The sequence below is a fragment of the Moraxella sp. CTOTU48717 genome (genome assembly GCF_032057165.1).
GTDB classification, from domain to species: domain Bacteria; phylum Pseudomonadota; class Gammaproteobacteria; order Pseudomonadales; family Moraxellaceae; genus Faucicola; species Faucicola tetraodonis.
This window is the reverse complement of record NZ_DAMBBC010000007.1, coordinates 92,641-113,502: the sequence shown is the minus strand read 5'-3', so window position 1 is coordinate 113,502 and position 20,862 is coordinate 92,641. Positions and strand designations below refer to the sequence as shown.

18 protein-coding genes are annotated in these 20,862 nt (G+C 43.2%); 14 read left to right on the top strand and 4 right to left on the bottom strand.

Annotated elements, in window-relative coordinates; translation table 11 throughout:
• Positions 1–43: 43 nt before the first annotated feature.
• Positions 44–2,410: a phosphoenolpyruvate synthase gene (ppsA, locus tag RT084_RS05995; protein ID WP_313098085.1), complete on the bottom strand. Its 2,367-nt coding sequence runs from the start codon at positions 2,408–2,410 to the stop codon at positions 44–46.
• Between the two features lie 477 nt (positions 2,411–2,887).
• Here ppsA and ppsR point away from each other — a divergent pair, with 477 nt between their 5' ends.
• From ppsR to kdsB, 10 genes are all read left to right on the top strand, one after another.
• Positions 2,888–3,772 (top strand): posphoenolpyruvate synthetase regulatory kinase/phosphorylase PpsR, encoded by an 885-nt coding sequence (gene ppsR, locus RT084_RS05990; RefSeq protein ID WP_313098083.1) that lies wholly within the window; start codon positions 2,888–2,890, stop codon positions 3,770–3,772.
• A 108-nt stretch (positions 3,773–3,880) separates the two neighbouring features.
• Positions 3,881–5,575 (top strand): Si-specific NAD(P)(+) transhydrogenase, encoded by a 1,695-nt coding sequence (sthA, locus tag RT084_RS05985; RefSeq protein WP_313098081.1) that lies wholly within the window; start codon positions 3,881–3,883, stop codon positions 5,573–5,575.
• Complete coding sequence (gene rsmG / locus RT084_RS05980; protein ID WP_203171884.1) at positions 5,575–6,222, top strand: 16S rRNA (guanine(527)-N(7))-methyltransferase RsmG; 648 nt, start codon at positions 5,575–5,577, stop codon at positions 6,220–6,222. The genes sthA and rsmG overlap by 1 nt, the downstream gene beginning before the upstream one ends.
• Positions 6,223–6,323: 101 nt before the next feature.
• Entirely contained in the window at positions 6,324–7,124 is an 801-nt protein-coding gene (locus RT084_RS05975; protein ID WP_203171885.1) for a ParA family protein, read from the top strand.
• A gap of 178 nt (positions 7,125–7,302) precedes the next feature.
• Entirely contained in the window at positions 7,303–8,466 is a 1,164-nt protein-coding gene (locus tag RT084_RS05970; RefSeq protein ID WP_312385802.1) for a ParB/RepB/Spo0J family partition protein, read from the top strand.
• Positions 8,467–8,529: 63 nt separating this feature from the next.
• Positions 8,530–9,153 carry a MotA/TolQ/ExbB proton channel family protein gene (locus RT084_RS05965; protein WP_312385800.1) on the top strand — a complete coding sequence of 208 codons (624 nt, stop codon included), beginning with the start codon at positions 8,530–8,532 and terminating at the stop codon, positions 9,151–9,153.
• A 30-nt stretch (positions 9,154–9,183) separates the two neighbouring features.
• Complete coding sequence (locus RT084_RS05960; RefSeq protein ID WP_095355429.1) at positions 9,184–9,639, top strand: ExbD/TolR family protein; 456 nt, start codon at positions 9,184–9,186, stop codon at positions 9,637–9,639.
• A 63-nt stretch (positions 9,640–9,702) separates the two neighbouring features.
• Positions 9,703–11,466, top strand: coding sequence for a lipid A export permease/ATP-binding protein MsbA (gene msbA, locus RT084_RS05955; protein WP_096488918.1), 1,764 nt, complete (start codon positions 9,703–9,705; stop codon positions 11,464–11,466).
• A complete protein-coding gene (gene lpxK / locus RT084_RS05950; RefSeq protein ID WP_312385796.1) occupies positions 11,466–12,578 on the top strand; it encodes a tetraacyldisaccharide 4'-kinase in 1,113 nt (370 codons plus the stop codon). Before msbA ends, lpxK begins: the two co-directional genes overlap by 1 nt.
• A 21-nt stretch (positions 12,579–12,599) precedes the next feature.
• Entirely contained in the window at positions 12,600–13,394 is a 795-nt protein-coding gene (kdsB, locus tag RT084_RS05945; protein ID WP_312385795.1) for a 3-deoxy-manno-octulosonate cytidylyltransferase, read from the top strand.
• A 57-nt stretch (positions 13,395–13,451) separates the two neighbouring features.
• On the opposite strand, the gene RT084_RS05940 is transcribed toward kdsB, so the two are convergent.
• From RT084_RS05940 to RT084_RS05930, 3 genes are all read right to left on the bottom strand, one after another.
• Entirely contained in the window at positions 13,452–14,453 is a 1,002-nt protein-coding gene (locus RT084_RS05940; protein ID WP_409418438.1) for an LLM class flavin-dependent oxidoreductase, read from the bottom strand.
• A 61-nt stretch (positions 14,454–14,514) separates the two neighbouring features.
• Positions 14,515–15,441, bottom strand: a complete 927-nt coding sequence (locus RT084_RS05935) for a LysR substrate-binding domain-containing protein (RefSeq protein ID WP_219331270.1) — start codon at positions 15,439–15,441, stop codon at positions 14,515–14,517.
• A gap of 74 nt (positions 15,442–15,515) precedes the next feature.
• Complete coding sequence (locus tag RT084_RS05930; protein WP_312275622.1) at positions 15,516–15,914, bottom strand: type II toxin-antitoxin system HicB family antitoxin; 399 nt, start codon at positions 15,912–15,914, stop codon at positions 15,516–15,518.
• Between the two features lie 324 nt (positions 15,915–16,238).
• Here RT084_RS05930 and RT084_RS05925 point away from each other — a divergent pair, with 324 nt between their 5' ends.
• From RT084_RS05925 to RT084_RS05910, 4 genes are read left to right on the top strand one after another with little or no spacing between them, the layout of a single operon-like run.
• Positions 16,239–17,837, top strand: a complete 1,599-nt coding sequence (locus RT084_RS05925; RefSeq protein ID WP_313098071.1) for an AmpG family muropeptide MFS transporter — start codon at positions 16,239–16,241, stop codon at positions 17,835–17,837.
• Entirely contained in the window at positions 17,830–18,684 is an 855-nt protein-coding gene (gene prmC / locus RT084_RS05920) for a peptide chain release factor N(5)-glutamine methyltransferase (protein ID WP_313098068.1), read from the top strand. Before RT084_RS05925 ends, prmC begins: the two co-directional genes overlap by 8 nt.
• Before the next feature lie 55 nt (positions 18,685–18,739).
• On the top strand, positions 18,740–19,534 hold the full coding sequence (locus tag RT084_RS05915; protein ID WP_312385789.1) for a HesA/MoeB/ThiF family protein: 795 nt from the start codon (positions 18,740–18,742) through the stop codon (positions 19,532–19,534).
• Between the two features lie 13 nt (positions 19,535–19,547).
• The gene (locus RT084_RS05910; RefSeq protein ID WP_312385787.1) at positions 19,548–20,861 is read left to right on the top strand and encodes an ABC1 kinase family protein; all 1,314 of its coding nucleotides are present in this window, start codon (positions 19,548–19,550) and stop codon (positions 20,859–20,861) included.
• Position 20,862 lies beyond the last annotated feature (1 nt).

Sequence of the window (20,862 nt, the reverse complement as noted above, 5' to 3'; positions counted from 1 at the left end):
AAGCCCTTAGTCAAAACTAAGGGCTTTATGAATGCCAACAAGCTTATTTTTCGGTTTTTGCTAAGAAGAACCAAGTATCCAACACTGAATCGGGGTTCAGTGAAACAGAAGTAATGCCTTGTTCCATTAACCACATCGCTAGATCTGGATGATCAGAAGGACCTTGTCCGCAGATACCGATATACTTGCCTTGTGCGTTACAGGCATCGATAGCCATTTTCAGTAGTTTTTTAACCGCTGGGTCACGTTCATCAAATGATTGAGATACGATACCCGAATCACGGTCAAGACCAAGCGTTAACTGGGTTAAATCGTTTGAGCCGATTGAGAAACCATCGAAGTATTGTAAAAACTCTTCTGCCAATAAGGCATTGGTTGGCAACTCGCACATCATGATGACGCGTAAACCGTTTTCACCACGTTTAAGACCATTTTTCTCAAGCAGTTCTAGTACCTTACGCGCTTCTTCTGTCGTACGTACGAATGGAATCATGATTTCAACGTTGGTTAAGCCCATTTCATCACGAACACGTTTTAATGCGCGACATTCTAATTCAAAGCAGTCACGGAAGTTTTCTGATACGTAACGGCTGGCACCACGGAAACCAAGCATTGGGTTTTCTTCAGATGGCTCGTATAGTTTACCGCCGATTAAGTTTGCATATTCATTCGATTTAAAGTCAGACATACGTACGATAACTTTCTTATCTTTGAATGCGACGGCTAGGGTTGAAATACCTTCAACTAATTTGTCAACGTAGAAATCAACCGGTGAAGCATAACCTGCCATGCGCTCTTGAATTGCCTGTACGATTTCGCGTGGTAGGGTGTTCATGTTAAGTAATGCTTTTGGATGCACGCCAATCATACGGTTGATGATGAATTCTAACCGTGCCAGACCCACCCCTTCATTAGGGATTTGGGCAAATCCAAAGGCGCGGTCAGGGTTACCCACGTTCATCATAATTTTAAATGCTAAGTCTGGCATTGACTCAATTGAGTTGTTTTGGATTTCAAAGTCCAATTGACCTTCGTAGATATAACCGGTATCACCTTCTGCACAAGATACAGTGACTGCTTGACCATCGGTCAATAGGTCAGTGGCGTTACCACAACCCACGATGGCAGGGACGCCCAATTCACGCGCGATAATTGCCGCGTGACAGGTACGACCACCACGGTTAGTGATGATAGCAGCCGCACGTTTCATGACGGGTTCCCAGTCTGGGTCAGTCATATCAGACACAAGGACGTCACCTTCTTGTACTTTATCCATTTCATGAATTGAATTGACCACGCGTACCGTACCTGCGCCGATACGTTGACCAATTGAACGACCTTCACAAATGACATCACCTTTTTCTTTAAGGATGTAACGCTCCATGACATTTTGACTTTCACGACTTTTTACTGTTTCTGGACGCGCTTGCACAATGAATAATTTGTTGCTATCACCATCTTTTGCCCATTCGATATCCATCGCATGACCATAATGTTTTTCGATGATTAACGCTTGTTTGGCAAGTTCAACCAATTCTTCATTGGTCAGTGAAAATTGGTTGCGTTCTGCTTTGTCTACTGGGACTATTTTGACTGATTTGCCAGCTGAGTGCTCGTCTGCATAAACCATTTTTTGTTGTTTGCTGCCGAGGTTGCGGCGAATAACCGCGGGTTTACCGGCATTTAATAACGCTTTTGAAATGTAGAATTCGTCAGGGTTCACCGCACCTTGCACCACCATTTCACCCAAGCCATAGCTTGCGGTGATAAATACCACATCATTAAAACCACTTTCGGTATCAATGGTGAACATCACACCTGAAGTGCCTGTCTCTGAACGTACCATGCGTTGTACGCCAGCTGATAATGCAACACCTGCATGCTCAAAACCTTTATGAACGCGGTAAGCGATGGCACGGTCATTGTATAAAGAAGCAAAGACTTCTTTAATAGCAATCAAGATATTGTCAATACCACGGATATTGAGGAAAGTTTCTTGTTGACCAGCAAATGAGGCGTCTGGTAAATCTTCAGCAGTCGCTGATGAACGAACCGCAACAGCGATGTCCTCGCCTTGGCTCATCTCGGCAAAGGCATCACGGATTTCTTGTTCCAAATCTTTGGGCAACTCTTGCTCAATAATCATGTCACGGATTTTTTTACCCGTGGCAGTCAATGCGGCTACATCATCCACATCCAGACCTTGAAGCGCGTCTTTGATTTTGTCTTGAAGACCGGTACCGATTAAGAATTTGTTAAAAGCTTCAGACGTTGTTGCAAAACCACCTGGTACGCTTACCCCTAAATCCGTTAGGTGACTAATCATTTCACCTAATGAAGCGTTTTTACCGCCTACTTTGTCAATGTCGTTTTTGCCTAACTTGTCGAGTGAGATAACTTGTGCGTTCAAGGTGATAACTCCGTGAAATAAAGATTATTTTGAAAAGATTATAACGGTATTTCGTAGAAAATTCATCTTAAAAAATGATTTTCTAGCAAAAAATTTATAATTTAAAAAAAACTGTCAGCGATCAACAATTCAACTAAAATTTTGCTTGGATATCTTTGAGTTTAAGGGGGTGAAAAACGTAGATAAGCCTTCAATGACAATAACTGATGGCTAATTTAAGGCAAATTAAGCATCGATTTGTTAGATTAAAGCCTACAAGTCACGTATAATAACAAACTCTCGACCTGTAAGACAAACGCCTGTAAGACAAATGCCCGTGAGACAAACGATAGTGTCTGCACTGATAACGACATTACTAGATGACATTCACTGCCAAAAACGCGGTGAATGAGTGAGGTTACTCCTCAGTGTCAGTTCAAACCAGTGTTAATTTAAATTAGTATGGACGCTTCTTGTCATTTTTTTGGATAATTTTTCATGACCATTGAGAAAATCAAAGCCACGATTCAAAATAAAGACGCCTTAAATTTTGCAAATTCTCAGTCGTTGCGAAGTGTGTTTTTTATCTCCGATGGTACCGCGATTACGTCTGAAACCCTAGGTCGTTCTATTTTAAGCCAATTTCCCACGGTACCATTTGAGACCCGGGTTATTCCTTATGTTGATACCCTCGATCGCGCCGATGAAGCGGTCAATCAAATCAATCTTGCCCACCAGCGTGATGGGGTAAAGCCGCTAGTCTTTGATACCATCGTTGACCCTGTGATTCGTGAACGAATCAACGGTGCAGATGCCTTTAACTTGGATATTTATGAAGGCTTAATCAGTAAAATTGCCGATGAAATCAAAGTACAACCTGCACCGCATACCGGTCATGCGCATGGGGATGTCGATTCTGAGAACTATAAATCACGTATCGATGCGGTGCATTTTGCTTTAGACAATGATGATGGCGCGCGTACCACCCATTATGATGCGGCAGATATTATTTTGATTGGGGTATCACGTTCAGGCAAAACGCCCACCTCTTTATACCTAGCGTTGCAATTCGGTATTCGTGCGGCGAATTATCCGTTGACTGAAGATGATTTATATGAAAATTCGTTGCCCAAAGCGTTAAAGCCCTACCGTGACAAATTGTTTGGTTTGGTGATTGACGCCGATCGACTGGTAAAAATTCGTAACGAGCGCCGTGCAGGTAGCCGCTATGCAAGTTACCAGCAATGTCAGCAGGAGTTGCGCGCCATTCAAGGTATTTATATTTCTCAAGGGATTCCAAATATTGATGTATCAACCATGTCGATTGAAGAAATCGCGACGCGTATTTTACAGATGACGGGGTTAAAACGCCGGATTGGTTAATGTAATCTCTTAACATACGGTTGATTTATCGTATTTTATATTTAATTTAAAAATTTTTTATTCATTATCTTTTTATTCATTACCAAGGCTTAAAATATGGGAGCTAATATGCCAAAAAAACGGATTAATGACAAAGTCACTCAAATTCCCCCTACAAACAACGACAACGAAAACATCTGTGATGCCAACACACAGTCAATTATTGAGCCCCAAGAAAATATTACCGAAATTTTGGCAAAACCAACCAAAACTGAAATTTCGGACTCTGATAAACAAGCCAATACCGTCAGTATTAGTGAAGACGATGATAAGGTAAAACATTTTGATGATGCATCGGTGCATTTTGATTTAATTAGCCCGCTAGATAACACCCGTATCAATTTAAAGCGTTACAAGCGTCAAGATGCCGTTAGCCATGCCTATGATTATGATGCTATTGTGATTGGTGCAGGACCCGCGGGTGAAGCAGCAGCGATGAAAATCGCTAAATCTGGACAAAAAGTTGCCGTGATTGATCCACGTAAACAAGTGGGCGGTAACTGTACACACGTAGGCACGATTCCAAGTAAAGCATTGCGTCAGTCAGTGTTTAATATTATCGGTAATCGCCGCGATCCTATCTTAAACCAAGGCATCGACTATCACCAGATTCCACTTAATAAAGTATTAACCAAAGCGCGCGAAGTGGTGCGTAACCAGGTAGAAACGCATACCCGTTTTTATGAGCGCAATCAAATTGACTTAATCAATGGTTGGGCAAGTTTTAAAGATACCCATACCATTCATGTTGATATGAGTGATGGTACCGAGCAAGACATTACCTTTGAACAAGCCATTATTACCGTGGGTAGCCGTCCTTATCGCCCTGATTTGTTAGATTTTAGCCATCCTCGTGTGTTTGATTCCGATAAAATCCTGCAAATGGATTATGTGGTACAGCGCATTATTATTTATGGTGCGGGCGTGATTGGCTGTGAGTATGCGTCTATTTTTACCGGTCTTGGCTATAAAGTAGATTTGATTAATACCCAAGAGCAGTTGCTTAGCTATCTGGATGATGAGATTTCTGACGCATTGTCGCATGACTTTAGACAATTTGGCGTATTGATTCGCAACAAAGAAGAAATCGAACGGCTAGAAACTTATGATGACTGCGTAATTTTATACCTAAAAAGTGGTAAACGCATCAAATCAGATGCTATTTTATGGTCAAACGGTCGCTCAGGTAATACCGACAGTCTCAACCTTGCCGCCATCGGACTCACCGCAAACAGCCGTGGTCAACTCAAAGTCAATGAACATTACCAAACCGATATCCCAAATATTTATGCAGCAGGGGATGTCATTGGCTGGCCATCGCTGGCATCGGCAGCTTATGACCAAGGGCGCTGCGCTGCTGCTTATATGGTAGGCGATGAAAATGCACAACCTGTTCGCAGTGTGCCAACGGGTATTTATACCATTCCTGAAATTTCAAGTATTGGTAAAAACGAACAAGAATTAACCGCCGAAAAAGTGCCGTATGAAGTCGGGCAAGCTTTCTTTAAACACCTTGCCCGCGCACAAATCATCGGTGAGCGTAGTGGGGTGTTAAAAATACTGTTTCACCGTGAAACCTTAGAGATTTTAGGTATCCATTGTTATGGCAATCACGCCTCTGAGATTATTCATATCGGACAAGCAGTGATGGAAAGTAAAGGCGGCAATACGCTAGAATACTTTGTCAATACCACCTTTAACTACCCAACGATGGCAGAAGCCTATCGCGTTGCTGCACTCAATGGTCTTAATCGGGTGTTTTAATGGCGCAGATTAATGTAAAGCTACAACCCCAGTACGTAAAATTACAACCGCAGTTGCAACAAGCGCTCTCTGAGTTAAAGTTGCAGCTATCGGATGAGCAGCAATTACAGCTCCTGTACTATCTACAGCAGCTGTTATTTTGGAATAAAGCGTATAATTTGACCGCTATCAAAGATGACCAACAAGCGTTAATCAAACATATCTTTGATAGTTTATCGATTGTGCCATTTTTGCCAGCCGGTGATTTGCTAGATATTGGGACGGGTGCGGGTTTGCCAGCGGTGATAGTTGCTATTTGTCAGCCACAACGTGCGGTGACAGCGCTTGATAGTAACCAAAAGAAAATTCGCTTTATCAAACAGGTCGCCAGTGAACTGGGGTTAAAAAATCTAACGCCGGTTGCCAGTCGTATTGAAGCGCATGCAGGTAGTTATCAAGTGATTACCTCAAGGGCGTTTGCATCACTGGTGGATTTTGTCACCCATAGTCAAAGCAAATTGGCAGACAATGGTATCATTTGTGCCATGAAGGGGGTTGAACCTGTTGACGAGATTCAAGCCCTTCAAAATGAGTGGCAAATTAACACCCAAGTGTTAACCGTGCCAAAGCTCTATGAATCACGCCACTTGATTTATTTGCAAAGATAAACACCCCATTTCAGCCAGTTTTACCGGTATTAGGGTTTGAAAAACTGGCTGTTTTTGACTACAATTTTCAACCTTTTTATCAACACATTGCGAGACAGTTCATGGATATTTTAGCCATTGCTAATCAAAAAGGTGGGGTGGGCAAAACCACCACCGCGGTTAATTTGGCAAGTGCACTGGCACATCGCCGCAAAAAAGTTTTACTGATTGATTTGGATGCCCAAGGCAATGCGACTACGGCATCAGGGCTGGATAAACGCGAGTTAGAGTACAGTATCGCTGATGTGCTATTAGATGATTTGCCAATCCATGAGGCGATTGTCAAAACCCCGAATGGGTTTGATATTGTCGGTGCCAACAATGAATTGTCAGGCAGTGATTTGCATTTAAGTCAAAAGCCTGAAAACCATGCAATTTTGTCAAAAGCCATGCAGCAGCTTGCTGATATGCCTGCCAAAAACGGCCGCGCGCCGAAACCTTATGATTTTATAGTAATTGACTGCGCCCCGAGTTTAAGTTTACTTACCATTAATGCAATGTGTGCCACATCAGGGGTGATTATCCCGATGCAATGTGAATATTTTGCATTGGAAGGATTGGCAGATTTATCGCAAACCATTGAGCGTTTGAAGTCGCTAAACCCAAACTTGCATATCCGCGGTGTGTTAAGAACCATGTTTGACCCGCGCAACACCTTGGCAAATGATGTCTCTATGGAATTGATCGAGCATTTTGGTCCGATTTTATTTAATACCATCATTCCCCGTAATATTCGTCTAGCAGAAGCCCCTGCGCACGGCATTCCTGCGCTTGATTACGAGATGAATTCAAAAGGCTCACAAGCCTATATTCGCCTTGCCAATGAAATTATCAAGCAAAGTCGCCAATTCCAACTTGCCTAGCTTAAGCTGTTTGGGCACTTTCTTTGTTAATTTGTTGGCGAGTGCGCACTGGCAAAAGCAATGAAAATATTTTTCAAGCTATGGCGAATCTGCTAAAATAGCCAGTTCAAAAATGGCGGCATTGGTTTAATTTTTTATCAGTCATTTTTAACTATTTAATGGCATTGGGAATTTCGACATGGTTAAAAAGCGTGGATTGGCATCAAATCGAGGACTTGATGCGTTACTCGGCTCAATCAAAACAGAAAAATTGATTACCGGTAATCTAATCGATGCGAGTGTTCGAGCCGCTGTCGATGACGCTAAAAGCGCTGAAAAACTAAATGCCAAGCCAACCGATGATGGGCAAAATGTCTCAGATGCCGAATCAGCCGAAGCTTGCGATATTATAGCCGTAGCCAAAAAATCGCCTACAGCGGCGATAACCCCCAAACCACTCACCCCAAAACCCGCCAAAACAGTAAAGTCAAATACCCATAACGCATCCATAAATAACGATCACAATGATAATAGTAATGATAGTAGTAATGTGTCTGGGTTAAATTTGATGCATATCAATGTCGCTTATTTGCAGCGTGGCAAGTATCAGCCGCGCATTGATTTGGACGAAGATGCCTTGCAAGAGTTGGCAACGTCTATCAAGCAGCATGGCGTGATGCAGCCCATTGTGATTCGGCCCTTAGCAAAAGTATTGCCCAATTCCCCGATTACCCATGAAATTATCGCGGGTGAACGTCGCTGGCGTGCGGCGCAAATTGCGGGTCTAACCCATATACCCGCCATCATGCGCCCCATGTCAGACGACTTGGCAATCGCTTTGGCATTGATTGAAAACATCCAACGGGAAGATTTGAGCGTCATGGAACAGGCTGCCGCATTGCAGCGTTTTCACGATGAATTTGGCATGAGTCATTCGCAAATTGCGGATGTGGTGGGTAAGGCAAGAACAACGGTTTCTAATTTGTTGCGTTTGAACCAATTACATGACGATGTCAAACAAGCGCTAAACGAGGGGCAGATGGACATGGGGCATGCCAGGGCATTATTGTCGCTGTCACCCAAACAGCAGCCTGTTATTGCCAAAAAAATTATACAGGGTCAATTGACTGTTCGTGAGACTGAAGCGTTAGTCAAAGATATTTTAAATCCAAAAGCGCCGACACAGAGCCAAGAAATTGATTATGATAGGCTGCGACTAAACCAACACCTCTCTGAGCAACTCGGTGCCGTGGTAAAAATCAAAGGCTCATCAAAAGGCAAGGGGAGTATTGAGATATTTTTTCACAACGAAGAGGAATTGCAAGCTTTGATTGTGCAGTTCCAGTCGCAACTTGAGCATTAATCTTGCGCATTAGATTAGTTTTCTTAATTTATTAGTCATTGACAGGCAAAGGCAGTATAACGGATGTGGGAATTAGTTAAAGCAGGCGGTTGGTTGATGTGGCCCATTGTCTTATGTTCGATTTTGATGTTAATTATCATCATTGAGCGCGCGATAAAACTTAAAGCCAGCACAGTGACACCCGCCCATCTGCGTGAACAATTGATGCAGCGGCTGATTGAGCAGAGCGATATTGATCGTGAATCGCTTGAGAATGTCAAACTCAATTCGCCTTTGGGTGATATCCTCGCTTCTGGACTCATGAATCGCCAGCATGGGATTGATTCAATGACCATGCATATGGAAAACCGCGCCAGTATCGCCATCCACCAATTAGAAAAACATATTAATATGTTGGGTACCATCGGTGCTATCGCGCCATTGTTGGGTCTTTTAGGTACCGTACTGGGGATTATTTCATCCTTCTTAGCCATTACCGAAGGCGCAATGCAAGATCCGACCATGCTGGCAGCTGGCGTATCACAAGCGCTGATTACCACAGCAGGGGGTATGCTGGTTGCGATACCTGCAGTGATGGCTTACCGTATTTTTCAGCGCCGTATCATTGATATCAATGCCGCGTTTGAACAAGAAGCGGGTTTGATGATGCAAGAATTACTGGACTATGGTCTAATCACGCCTCGTTAATGGCATATAGCTGCGTAAAAAAGTCAACCCATGCGATTTCGTAAACCCACGGTCGAACCATTGGAAATCAATCTTACCCCGATGATTGATTGCTTGCTGTTTTTGATTGTTTTTTTGCTGCTGTCGACCACCTTTAACCATTTTAGTAAACTCAATATCATTTTGCCGCAAGCAGAGGGCGTACCGATTACTGATAAAAGCAAACGCATTGAAATCGCGGTGCAAAAAGATGGTAGTTATCTGGTCAATGGCATTGCTTTATCTGGTAATGGCGAAGCTGAATTGACAGCGATGATCCGTCAAGAAGCGGGTGAAGACCGAAAGCAGCTATTTGTTATCTCTGCTGATGCCGATACCAGTCACCAGTCGGTGGTTAAAGTGATGGATATAGCGGGTAAAATGGGCTTTATGAATTTAAATATCAGTACTGTGATACCTGCCACTTCGCTCGATAGTAATATAGCCCCAGCGCCCGATGCCAAATAATTTTTATTGTTCAATTTACTGATACAATAGCTGTTAAGTCGTTCTTTTATATATTGAGATGCCATGACCGTTTCAAACCCTTTCAATGCTCACCCACGTTGGCAGACCTATCGAAGATTGCTAGGTTATCTCAAGCCGTATTGGTGGGCGATGACGCTGGTCGTCATTGGCTTTACCTTAAATGCAGGCACCGAAGTGGGCATTGCCAAGCTGGTTAAATTCATTATTGATGCGATTAATGAACGTGATCAAGCCCATATCAATCTTTTTCCAGCCTTAATTGTGTTGTTGTTTGTACTGCGAGGACTTAGCTCATTTTTGGGTAATTACTTTAGCGCAGTGATTTCACGCAATGTCGTCTATCAGCTGCGTATGCAAGTGTTTTCAAAATTGCTCAGATTACCTAGCCAATTTTATCTTAACCACAATGCCGGTCAGATTTCTGCAAAATTAATTTTTGATGTCGAACAGGTGACTGCGGCGGGTACCGATACGCTCAAAACCTTGTTACGCGATGGTTTGACCGTGATTGGGTTGTTGGCGTTTTTGCTTTACAGTAATTGGAAATTAAGCCTGTCGTTGTTTGTGGTATTGCCGCCGATTTTATTGTTAGTCGGTAAAGCCAGTAAACGCTTTCGTAACCTGTCGCGCGGTATTCAAAAGTCCATGGGCGAGGTCAGTCATATTACCAATGAAGTCATCACAGGCTACCAAGTGGTCAAAAATTATGGTGGTCAGCAAAATGAATTGACAAGGTTTAATAACGCCTCTTTAACCAATCTTAAACAAGGGCTAAAGGTGGTGGTGACCAATAGCATCAATACCCCATTAATTCAATTATTGATGGCGTGCGCGATGGGGGTGGTGGTATGGATTGCGTTAAGACCCAATGTATTAGGTGACACCACCGCAGGTGAGTTTATCGCTTATATCAGTGCCGCAGGGCTATTGAGCAAACCCGTGCGCTCGTTGACCGATATCAACCAAGGCTTGCAAAAAGGTTTGGCGGCGGCGGATTCTATATTTGAAATGCTCGATGAAGCCGAAGAAAAAGACACAGGCAAGGTTGAAAAAACCCTGAGTGGTAAAATAGTACTTAACAACCTAAGCGTCACTTTTGAGGATGGCAAACAAGCGCTCAACAACGTAAATTTGGTGGTCAATCCCGGTGAAACGGTGGCGTTAATCGGTCGAAGTGGCGCAGGTAAAACTACCCTAGTCAACTGTCTGATGCGCGCGCTAGAGCCTACAGCGGGCAATATTTATCTTGACGATGTCGCTATCGAAGATTTGACATTACATTCACTGCGTAGTCAGATTGCCAGTGTCAACCAACAAGTGGTGCTGTTTGATACCTCTATCCACAACAATATCGCCTATGGCGAATTATCTAACCGAACTTCGGAGCAAGTGATTGATGCCGCAAAATCAGCCTTTGCGCACGATTTTATCATGCAATTGCCGCAGGGTTACCAATCAAAGATAGGTTCACAGGGTCTGCAGTTATCTGGCGGACAACGCCAACGCTTATCTATTGCACGTGCTTTGCTAAAGGATGCGCCTATCTTGATTTTGGATGAAGCCACGAGCGCGCTAGATAACGAATCAGAATTTTATATCCAAAAAGCGCTGGAGCGCGTCATGCATGGGAGAACCACCATCGTTATCGCGCACCGATTAACGACAATCCAAAATGCCGATAAAATCGTGGTCATGGATAAAGGTGAAATTATTGAAGTCGGTACCCACGACAGTTTGCTAGCCGCGCAAGGTACGTATGCCAAGTTGTATGAGCGTCATTTTGAAGAGGATATATTGTCAAGCTAATGCAACATACACTACTACAGGCGTGGCGCAACAAATCTCTCTGGCTATGGTTGTTATTGCCCGTGTCTTGGTTATATGGATTGGTTTTTTGGCTCAATAAAACTATTTATCGATTAGGGCTAAAACCCGTTTATTATCCCAACGTGCCCGTCATTGTAGTGGGCAATATCACGGTTGGCGGTAGCGGTAAAACGCCGCTAATCATTGCGGTGGTAACTTACCTACAGCAAAAAGGGCTGACAGTCGGCGTCATTAGTCGTGGCTACGGCGGACAACCCAAGCTGATGCCCTGTATCGTGACAGCAAATTCAAAGCCCAGTGACGTTGGTGATGAGCCGTGTCTGATTGTGCAGCGTACAGGTGTGCCAATGGCAGTCTGTCCAAACCGTGGGCAGGCAATTGAGTTATTGCTTGAGCAATTCCCAAGCATTCAACTTATTTTGGCGGATGATGGACTGCAACATTTTGCCTTGGATAGGGATGAAAACTGGATTGTCGTCGATGCCGATCGCGGCTTTGGTAACCGCCAGCTATTGCCCACAGGCTTTCTACGCGAACCGATTAAACGCCTGTATCAGCCCAATACCACCGTCATATTTCACCAAAGTGATTGGCAGGATACTCAGGCTTTAACCCATTTTTCAAATAGCCTAAGCAAAAATTACCATAGCCTATCACCCGATGTTCGTATGCGTTTGCTACAAAAACCGCTAGTACCTTTATTTAAAGCGCCTTTATTTAAAACCTATTCGCAAAATAGCTTACCTGCCCAACAAGTGATTGCCATGACGGGGATTGGATTGCCGCAGCGTTTTTTTAATAGCCTAAGCCAATTAGGGTTTGACATCATACCGATGCCATTGAATGACCATCACACTTATAGTTTGCAAGATTTTGCCAACTTGCCAAAGTTACCGATTATCGTCACTGATAAGGATGCGGTCAAATTGCGTGTCATGTTCGCCCAAGGTCATGAGAAAAATGACATTGCAACAAACATCTGGGTGTTACCAGTAGAAGCTGAATTATCACCCGCCTTTTATGCGTTAATCGACCGACAAATCGGTGGATTGGTTACCCTTGCTGACAATGCTGACAATGCTGACAATTAAAAAATTTGTAGGAAATACAATATGTTAAAACATTTGGTCATACCAGCCCGTCTAAAAAGTACCCGACTACCCAACAAACCACTGTTAGAAATTCATGGTAAGCCGATGATTCTATGGGTGATTGATCGTGCCAATGCGGTGAAATCGGCGGGAATTGCCGATGATATTTTTGTGGCAACAGATGATGATAGCATCGCTAAACTGTGTCAAGACTATGGGGCAGCTGTCATCATGACTGACCCCAATCATGCGTCTGGCACTGATAGGCTTGCTGAAGTAGCTAGACTTCAGCAGTGGTCAACTGAAGATATCGTCATTAATATGCAAGGCGATGAACCACTCGTGCCTGCAGGACTCATCAAACAAGTGACTGAGCTTCTGCTACAAAAAAAAGATTGCGTGATGGCGACTTTGGCTGAACCCATCCAAAGCGTTGAAGAGTTTTTACGGCCATCGGTGGTCAAAGTCGTCAAAAATGCCCACAAGGAAGCCTTATATTTTAGCCGAGCGCCGATTCCTTGCGATCGCCATACAGCATTGTTGACCGAACAGCCAATCAGTGATGAAAATAGCGCGCCAAAAAACGCTTACCGACACCTAGGCATTTATGCTTATCGGGTCAGTTTGTTACAACAATTTAGTGTTTGGCAGCAAGGCGAGCTAGAGCAGCTTGAATCATTGGAGCAATTGCGTATTTTGGAGCAAGGCATGCGTATCGCCATTGATACTGCTTCAGAGTTGTTGCCGCCCGGTGTAGACACGCAAGAAGATTTGGATCGGCTCAATGATTTGACGTTATCAGAATTATTGAAATAATAAAAAAGCCCAAGTTAATCTTGGGCTTTTTTATGGTTTGCGTTTTTATGGTTTTGATTAGCTGTTTAAGCTAAATAATTCAAGCGATTTCACCAAAGATAATGAGTTGAGGCGGGCTTGTTGGTCATAAATATTACAAGTGACAATCAATTCATCAGGGCGGATAGTCTCAAGGAAATGGTCAAGTTTTGGTTTGACACTGTCAGGTGTACCGACAAACGAGATTGCCAACGACGATTCAACCATGTATTTCTCTGCAGATGTCCAAAAAGCATCAATATTCTCAATTGGTTTTGGCATTTGTGAGGGTTTACCACGGCGCAAATTGACAAAACTTTGCTGCGCTGAGGTAAATTGGTAAGCGGCTTCCTCATCGGTTTCTGCTAAGAGCAAATTACTCGCTACCATCACATAAGGTTGTTGTAAGTAGCGAGAAGGCTTGAAATTCTCACGGTACAATGTCACCGCTTGCGATAACATCTGCGGGGCAAAATGAGACGCAAATACATAAGGCAACCCTAATGCAGCAGCGAGACTGGCGCCAAATAAGGACGACCCTAAAATCCAAACAGGCACATTTAAGCCATTAGCCGGCATAGCAGTCACTGTCTGACCATCGAGCGGGTCAAAATAATGCATCAGCTCTTGCACATCTTGCGGGAAGTTTTCGGCATCATTCATGGTGCGGCGCAAGGCACGGAAGGTTGCTCCATCCGTACCAGGGGCACGGCCGACGCCAAGATCGATACGTTCGCCATACAAAGTGGCTAACGTACCAAACTGTTCTGCGACCACTAACGGCGCATGGTTAGGCAACATGATACCACCCGAGCCAATTCGAATCGTTGAGGTGTGAGCGCCAATGTGAGCTAGCAACACACTGGTTGCAGTACTGGCAATGCCGCGCATGTTGTGGTGCTCAGCCAGCCAATAGCGGTTAAAACCTACTTGTTCGGCAGTTTGGGCAACAGTCACCGCTTGCTTAAGCGCGTTTTTAGCGTCACTCCCTTCAGGTACAGGAACAAGGTCTAAAAATGAAATAGGGATTTGTTTGGTCATCATTATAGTCATCATAAAAAGAATAGTAGTCCCTTTATAATGGCGAATCCAAAAAAATCAATCACCCAAATTGTTGCTGACAAATATCAATGAAAGCTTTGCCAAAATTACGGATATCGCCATCGACACGGGTGGCTATCCACGTCACATGTTTTCCAAAAATCTTCGTTGGAATTTTGACAAGATTGCGATAATTCTGACCTTCAAATGCCATTTCAGCAATCGTGCCCACGCCCATACCAATACCGACATAGGTACTAATCACATCGGCATCCAAAGCAGTAAGTACAATATTAGGCGTCAGCTGTGCCGCGCTAAAGGCTCTATCAATCGCACCACGGCCCGTAAAACCGCCGTGATAAGTGATAATCGGATATTTCGCTAAGGTTTGGATATCAATCTCAGTGCGACTCTCAAGCTCATGTCCCACTGGCACAATAACATGATGATACCAATCATAATAGCGAATACAGTGTAGATTATCGTGCGCAAGCAGCGATTCAGTTGCGATGCCAATGTCAGCTTGACCTTGTGCCACCATATTGGCAATCGACTCGGGGTCAGCTTGATGTAAAATCAGATGGACATTGGGAAATTGTTGTTTAAAGCGCTGTACCACCCAAGGCAACACATAACGTGCTTGGGTATGGGTCGTGGCAATTGACAACTCACCCTGATGGGGATTTTGAAAATCTAAAGTTAAATTTTCAATCGACCTTACTTCCACAAAGATTTTCTCAATATGCGGCAGTAGCAGCTCCCCGATAGGAGAGAGACCCACCAATCGCTTACCCTGCCGCACAAAAACTTCTGCTCGAAGCTGACTTTCGAGCGCGGCAATATGCTTACTAAGACTGGATTGACTGGTGTGTAATACTTTGGCAGCTTGGCTTAGATTGTAATTATTAATCACAGTCTGCCAAACGGTTTCAAGTTGTTTGAGTTGGATTTGTAAATAACGTTGATTGATGACAACATTGATTGCCATAAAATGACCTTAATAAAAAAACGAAATAAAAATGCTCGCTTTATGAGCTTGGTTGAACTTAAATATTAACAAAATTAGCCATTAGACTGATTTTTTACATAGCTTTTTAATGCCATTAACACGATTTTATCAAGTGACTCGTCAGCAAATTGCTCAGTGGCTTGAGAAATAAGCTGGCTGGGTAACTGTAAAGTGACTTCGACGGTTTTTCCCATAATTCGTGATAACTCAACACTCACGATGGCCCAAGTATAGCCTGCGTATTTAGGTTTTATCAAATGCTCGGTGACAGACGAGGGCTCAGGAATCGGTAAATCTTCTTCAATTAGGTGATATAAATGGCTCATCACCGCCATACGTGTATTAGACACTGCGCCTGCCATGCTACTATCGACTACAGATATGCTTTCAATATCAGGTACCGTGACATGATAGGCATTATTTTGCTGATAGATAGCAATCGGGTATTGCATAATTTGCCTCAAAGCTGCTAACAAAAAGGTTGAAAGTCATCGCAGGGTGTCAAGTATAGCATATTACCATAAAATAGCAGGTTCAAAACCTAGCTGCTTAAGTCAGGCCTATTTAATAGGCCTAAAATTTAAGGAATTGATTAATGTGACAAGTATACAGACATTGACTCAGTTATTGATTCAGTTGTATTGCCACCTTGTTTCAGATATCAACGTTTCAGACATCTATAATAATTTTAGTTTGTCTACACCTAGAAAACCGCTACAATAGCAAGATTTTAATGAAGTTTTGTGGTAAATCGTGCGTGATCAGTGAGAGGTAACATGCAAATATCAAAACAACCTGTGTCAAACGACCAAGCGGCGCTACCCAGCGAAAGCTCAACAGGCACAAAAAAGTCTTGGGGCGAAGCCATCAAAGCCTATATGGACAAGCGCGCTTGGGTGATGTTGCTATTGGGTTTTTCTTCAGGGTTGCCTTATCTATTGATATTTTCTAGTTTGTCAATTTGGCTCAAAGAAGCAGGGTTTGATATCAAAATTATCACCATGTTTAGTTGGGCGATGCTGGGGTACTCGTTTAAGTTTGTTTGGTCGCCCCTCGTCAATGCCGTGCCGATTCCACTGTTAACCAAAATGCTAGGCCAACGCCGTAGTTGGCTAGTTGTGGCACAAATTGTGGTTGCCTTTGCAATTTTTATGCTTGGTAGTTTCAATCCCACCAGTGATGTTGTACTTGATTACATGGCATTTTTTGCCGTGTTGTTAGGTTTTTCAGCGGCGACACAAGACATTGTGATTGATGCTTATCGCATTGAAATTACTGAAAAATCTATGCAGCCCGTACTCTCTGGTATGTTTATGGCAGGCTACCGAATCGGTCTGATTGTCGCAGGGGCGGGAGCGCTGTTCTTGGCAGAATATTTTGGCTCGACCAAAGCCACTTACAACTACGCTGCTTGGCAACAAACCTATTATATTATGGCATCCTTGATGCTCATAGGGGTTGTCACCACCCTTTTGATTAAAGAACCCACCGTCACCCGTGAGCAGCATGAACGCCCGATGTCGGATTATTTTCAACTGTTTTTACTATTTTTAATTTCAGTGATTGCGCTGATTGCCAGTTTTATTGTCATCGGTCATGTGCTTCCAGAGACTGAGTCAAAATTTTTGGGCTTTGTTTATGAGAGTATTAAATTTATTGGCGCTGTTGTTATCGCCATTGGCACCGCGTTAGTGTTATTAAAAGCCAAAATCATCAAAAAGCAAGTCGCGGTTGACATGTGGGTCGCGCCGATTCAAGACTTTTTCATTCGTTACGGGAAAAAAGCCGTATGGCTGATTTTATTGATAGGCTTGTATCGTATTTCAGATATTGTGGCAGGTACGACGTCAAACTTGTTTTATGTTAATTTAGGCTTTAGCAAAACCGATATCGCCTTGGCGGTCAAAACCTTTGGTATGGGGATGTCAATTGTAGGTGGTATTCTAGGCGGCTTGCTTGCCGAGCGTTTTAAAATCATGAACGCTATGTTGATTGGTGCTATTTTAGCTTCAGCCAGTAATTTATTGTTTGTGATTTTAGCGGGCAAGGGACATGATTTTTTTTACATGTACTCAGCGGTGATGTTTGATAATCTCGCATCAGGTCTAGCAAGTGCTATCTTCGTCGCCTTTTTATCGGTATTGACCAATATTCGCTTTAGCATGGTACAGTATGCACTGCTTAGTTCATTGATGACGTTAACACCAAAGATTTTAGGTGGCTACTCAGGTGCGATGGTAGAAACCATGGGGTATCCTGCTTTCTTCACCTTTACTGCACTGATTGGCATTCCTGTGCTGTTGTTGATTTATATGGTAGATAAGCATGTGATGAGCCAAGATGCGACAAGAAGCGATAACATCACCCATGAATAATCCAGTATCATCTTACACTATTCAATCATTGTTGGCTGTACCAAGCACGGTTGAAAAACACCTCCGCAAACAGTTACTGGGTGAGTATCTTCATGTAGGGCAGACTTATCTGATTACTCATGATAGCGAAATGGTAACTGCAGCAATAGCTACTCAATATTTTGCAGCGCTAGATGAGTTGATAGCCGGTAAACCATTCGCTTATGTACTAGGTAAACAAAGTTTTTGGCAGCATGAGTTTTTAGTCAATCAGCATACTTTAATACCGCGTCCTGATACCGAGCGGTTGATAGAAGCAGTGCTTAATCACCATAAAAATAGCCTAAGCAAATCAATGAATATTTTAGATTTAGGCACTGGGTCAGGTTGTATTGCCATCACGCTGGCAGAGGAATTTAGAAATTCATCCGTTAAAGCAGTAGATAAATCGCTTGATGCACTGAAGGTGGCAGCACAAAATGCGAAGAGAATAGGGGTTAGTAATATCACGTTTTTTGAAGGCAGTTGGTATGAACCCTTTATGACAGCCCAAGCAGACGAAAACAACAAATTTGATATCATCGTGTCTAATCCGCCTTATATCGATCCCAACGATCCCCACTTGGCAGGCTTAACCGATGAGCCTATTAGCGCGCTAATCGCGGATAATAAGGGTATGGCGGATATCTGTCATATTGTCAAAACTGCGCCACAATTTTTACAGCCTCATGGGTTATTAGCAATTGAACATGGGTATGATCAGGGCGAACAGGTTAGGGGCGTGTTTTTGTCAAATGGCTTTGGCGATGTAATCACCGTCAAAGACTATGGGCACAATGACCGAGTAACGCTGGGTGTACTAAATTAGTGTACTAAATTAATGGGCTAAAATAGCCTAAGTAAATATGTGAAATTTAACAACTATGTCAGAACAAACAGAATTAACCGATGCAGAAATGCTACGCTATGCCCGCCAAATATTGCTAGAAGGGTGGGATATAGAAGCACAAACGCGGCTAAAAAATAGCTGTGCGATTATTATTGGCATGGGCGGGCTAGGCTGCCCACTTGCAGAGACCTTGTGCCGTGCTGGCATTGGCAAAATGCTTATTATTGACGATGATACGATTGATGAGAGCAATCTGCAGCGGCAGTCGTTGTTTACCCCTAACGATATCAGTCAATCTAAAGCGCTGGTAGCCAAAGCTAAATTACATGAAATCAATGCATTTTGTGATGTTATCGCCATACAAGCACGTTTAACAGCCGATAATTATCAACAAATGGTTGAACAAGCGAAAATAAATAGCCTAAGCAAATTAATCTGTGATTGCACAGATAACTTCAAAGCACGAGACCTCATTAATACCATCGCTGTCAAGTCAAATTTGTCACTATTATCAGCCTCTGCCATTGCGCAAACCGGGCAACTGGCATTATTTACGCCACAGCAGGGTTGCTATCATTGCTTATTTCAAGGGGCAGGGGATGACGAGCGAACGTGTGCCACTAGCGGCGTGCTTGCTAGTACTACCCAAATTATCGGCAACCTTCAAGCCCAAGCGGCTTTGAGTTTTTTGGGACTCGGTATCAATCCTATAGCGCAAACGTTATTGCTATGGAACGGCAAAACCATGAATCTTAAAAAACTTCACTATCGTAAAGACGCGAACTGCGAGATTTGTAGCCAACCATCGGCTATCACAGACGTAATGTAAACTAGAGTTAATCATGCAAAAAAATCACTTTTTGAAAAAATCCTTAAATGTCATTCAGCGGGTCGGGAAGACGGCAACCGTGGCTGGCAAAGCAGGGCTGCGCATCACCCAAGGTGAAAAAATGACCCCAACGCTGCTGCGCCAAAGCTTTGAAGAGTTGGGTACTACCTATATCAAAATCGGTCAGTTTATTGCCAGTACCCCGTCCATCTTTCCCCGCGAATATGTGACAGTATTTCAAGGCTGTCTGGATCAAACCACGCCCATGCCTTATAGCTATATTGAAGGTGTCTTAAGAGAGGAACTGGAAAAAGATGGGCAGACATTGGAAGATATTTTTCAAAGTATTGAGGTCAAACCGTTAGCGTCTGCATCCATCGCCCAAGTTCACAGTGCTATTTTAAAAAATGGCGATAATGTGGTGTTAAAAGTGCAAAAACCTGAAGTAGATACCATCATTCAAACCGATTTAGGCATGATGGTTGGGTTGACTAAACTGATTGATAGTATCGCACCGTCGCTAAAATTTGCCAGTATTTCACCCATTATTGATGAAATCCGTTTGCGCATGGCAGCAGAAACAGACTTCTTACAAGAAGCCAAAAACATTGATGATTTCCAAGATTTTTTAAAAAAAACAGACAATCATAAAGTAGTCGCGCCCGATGTTTATCATGATATCAGTACCAAAAAAGTACTTGTCATGACCCGGTTCTTTGGGGTGTCGATGATTGATGATGCCGCCATGCGTCAATACTGCAAATACCCCGCACAGGTGATGACAGATACTTTAAACACGTGGTTTTCTAGCTTGATGCTGTGCAATAGTTTTCATGCCGATTTGCATGCAGGTAATTTGATGTTGTTGACCGATGGTCGTATTGGCTTTATTGATTTTGGGATTGTAGGCAAGCTTGAACCCAAAGCGTGGCAAGCCAGTATGGGCATGATGGATAGTTTTGCTAAAGAAGACTATCGCGGCATGGCGCATTATATGGTTGAAATGGATATGACCCACGCGCGAGAGCAAGTCAATGTCGATGTCCTTGCCCAAGATCTTGAATCAGTGATGAAAAAAATCTTGGCGGAAGATAGTTTATTTATGGGAAAAACCATCGACCAAACCATGCCAAACCGATTAAAAGATCATACTGATGAAATCAACCAAATGTTGCTTGAAATGGTGGAAGTCGGTAAACGCCATGGCATTCACTTTCCAAGAGATTTTGCGCTACTGACCAAGCAACTGTTATATTTTGACCGCTTTATGAAAGTACTTGCCCCTGAAATGGATATGTTTCATGATGCGCGGATTAAAATGGCATAAA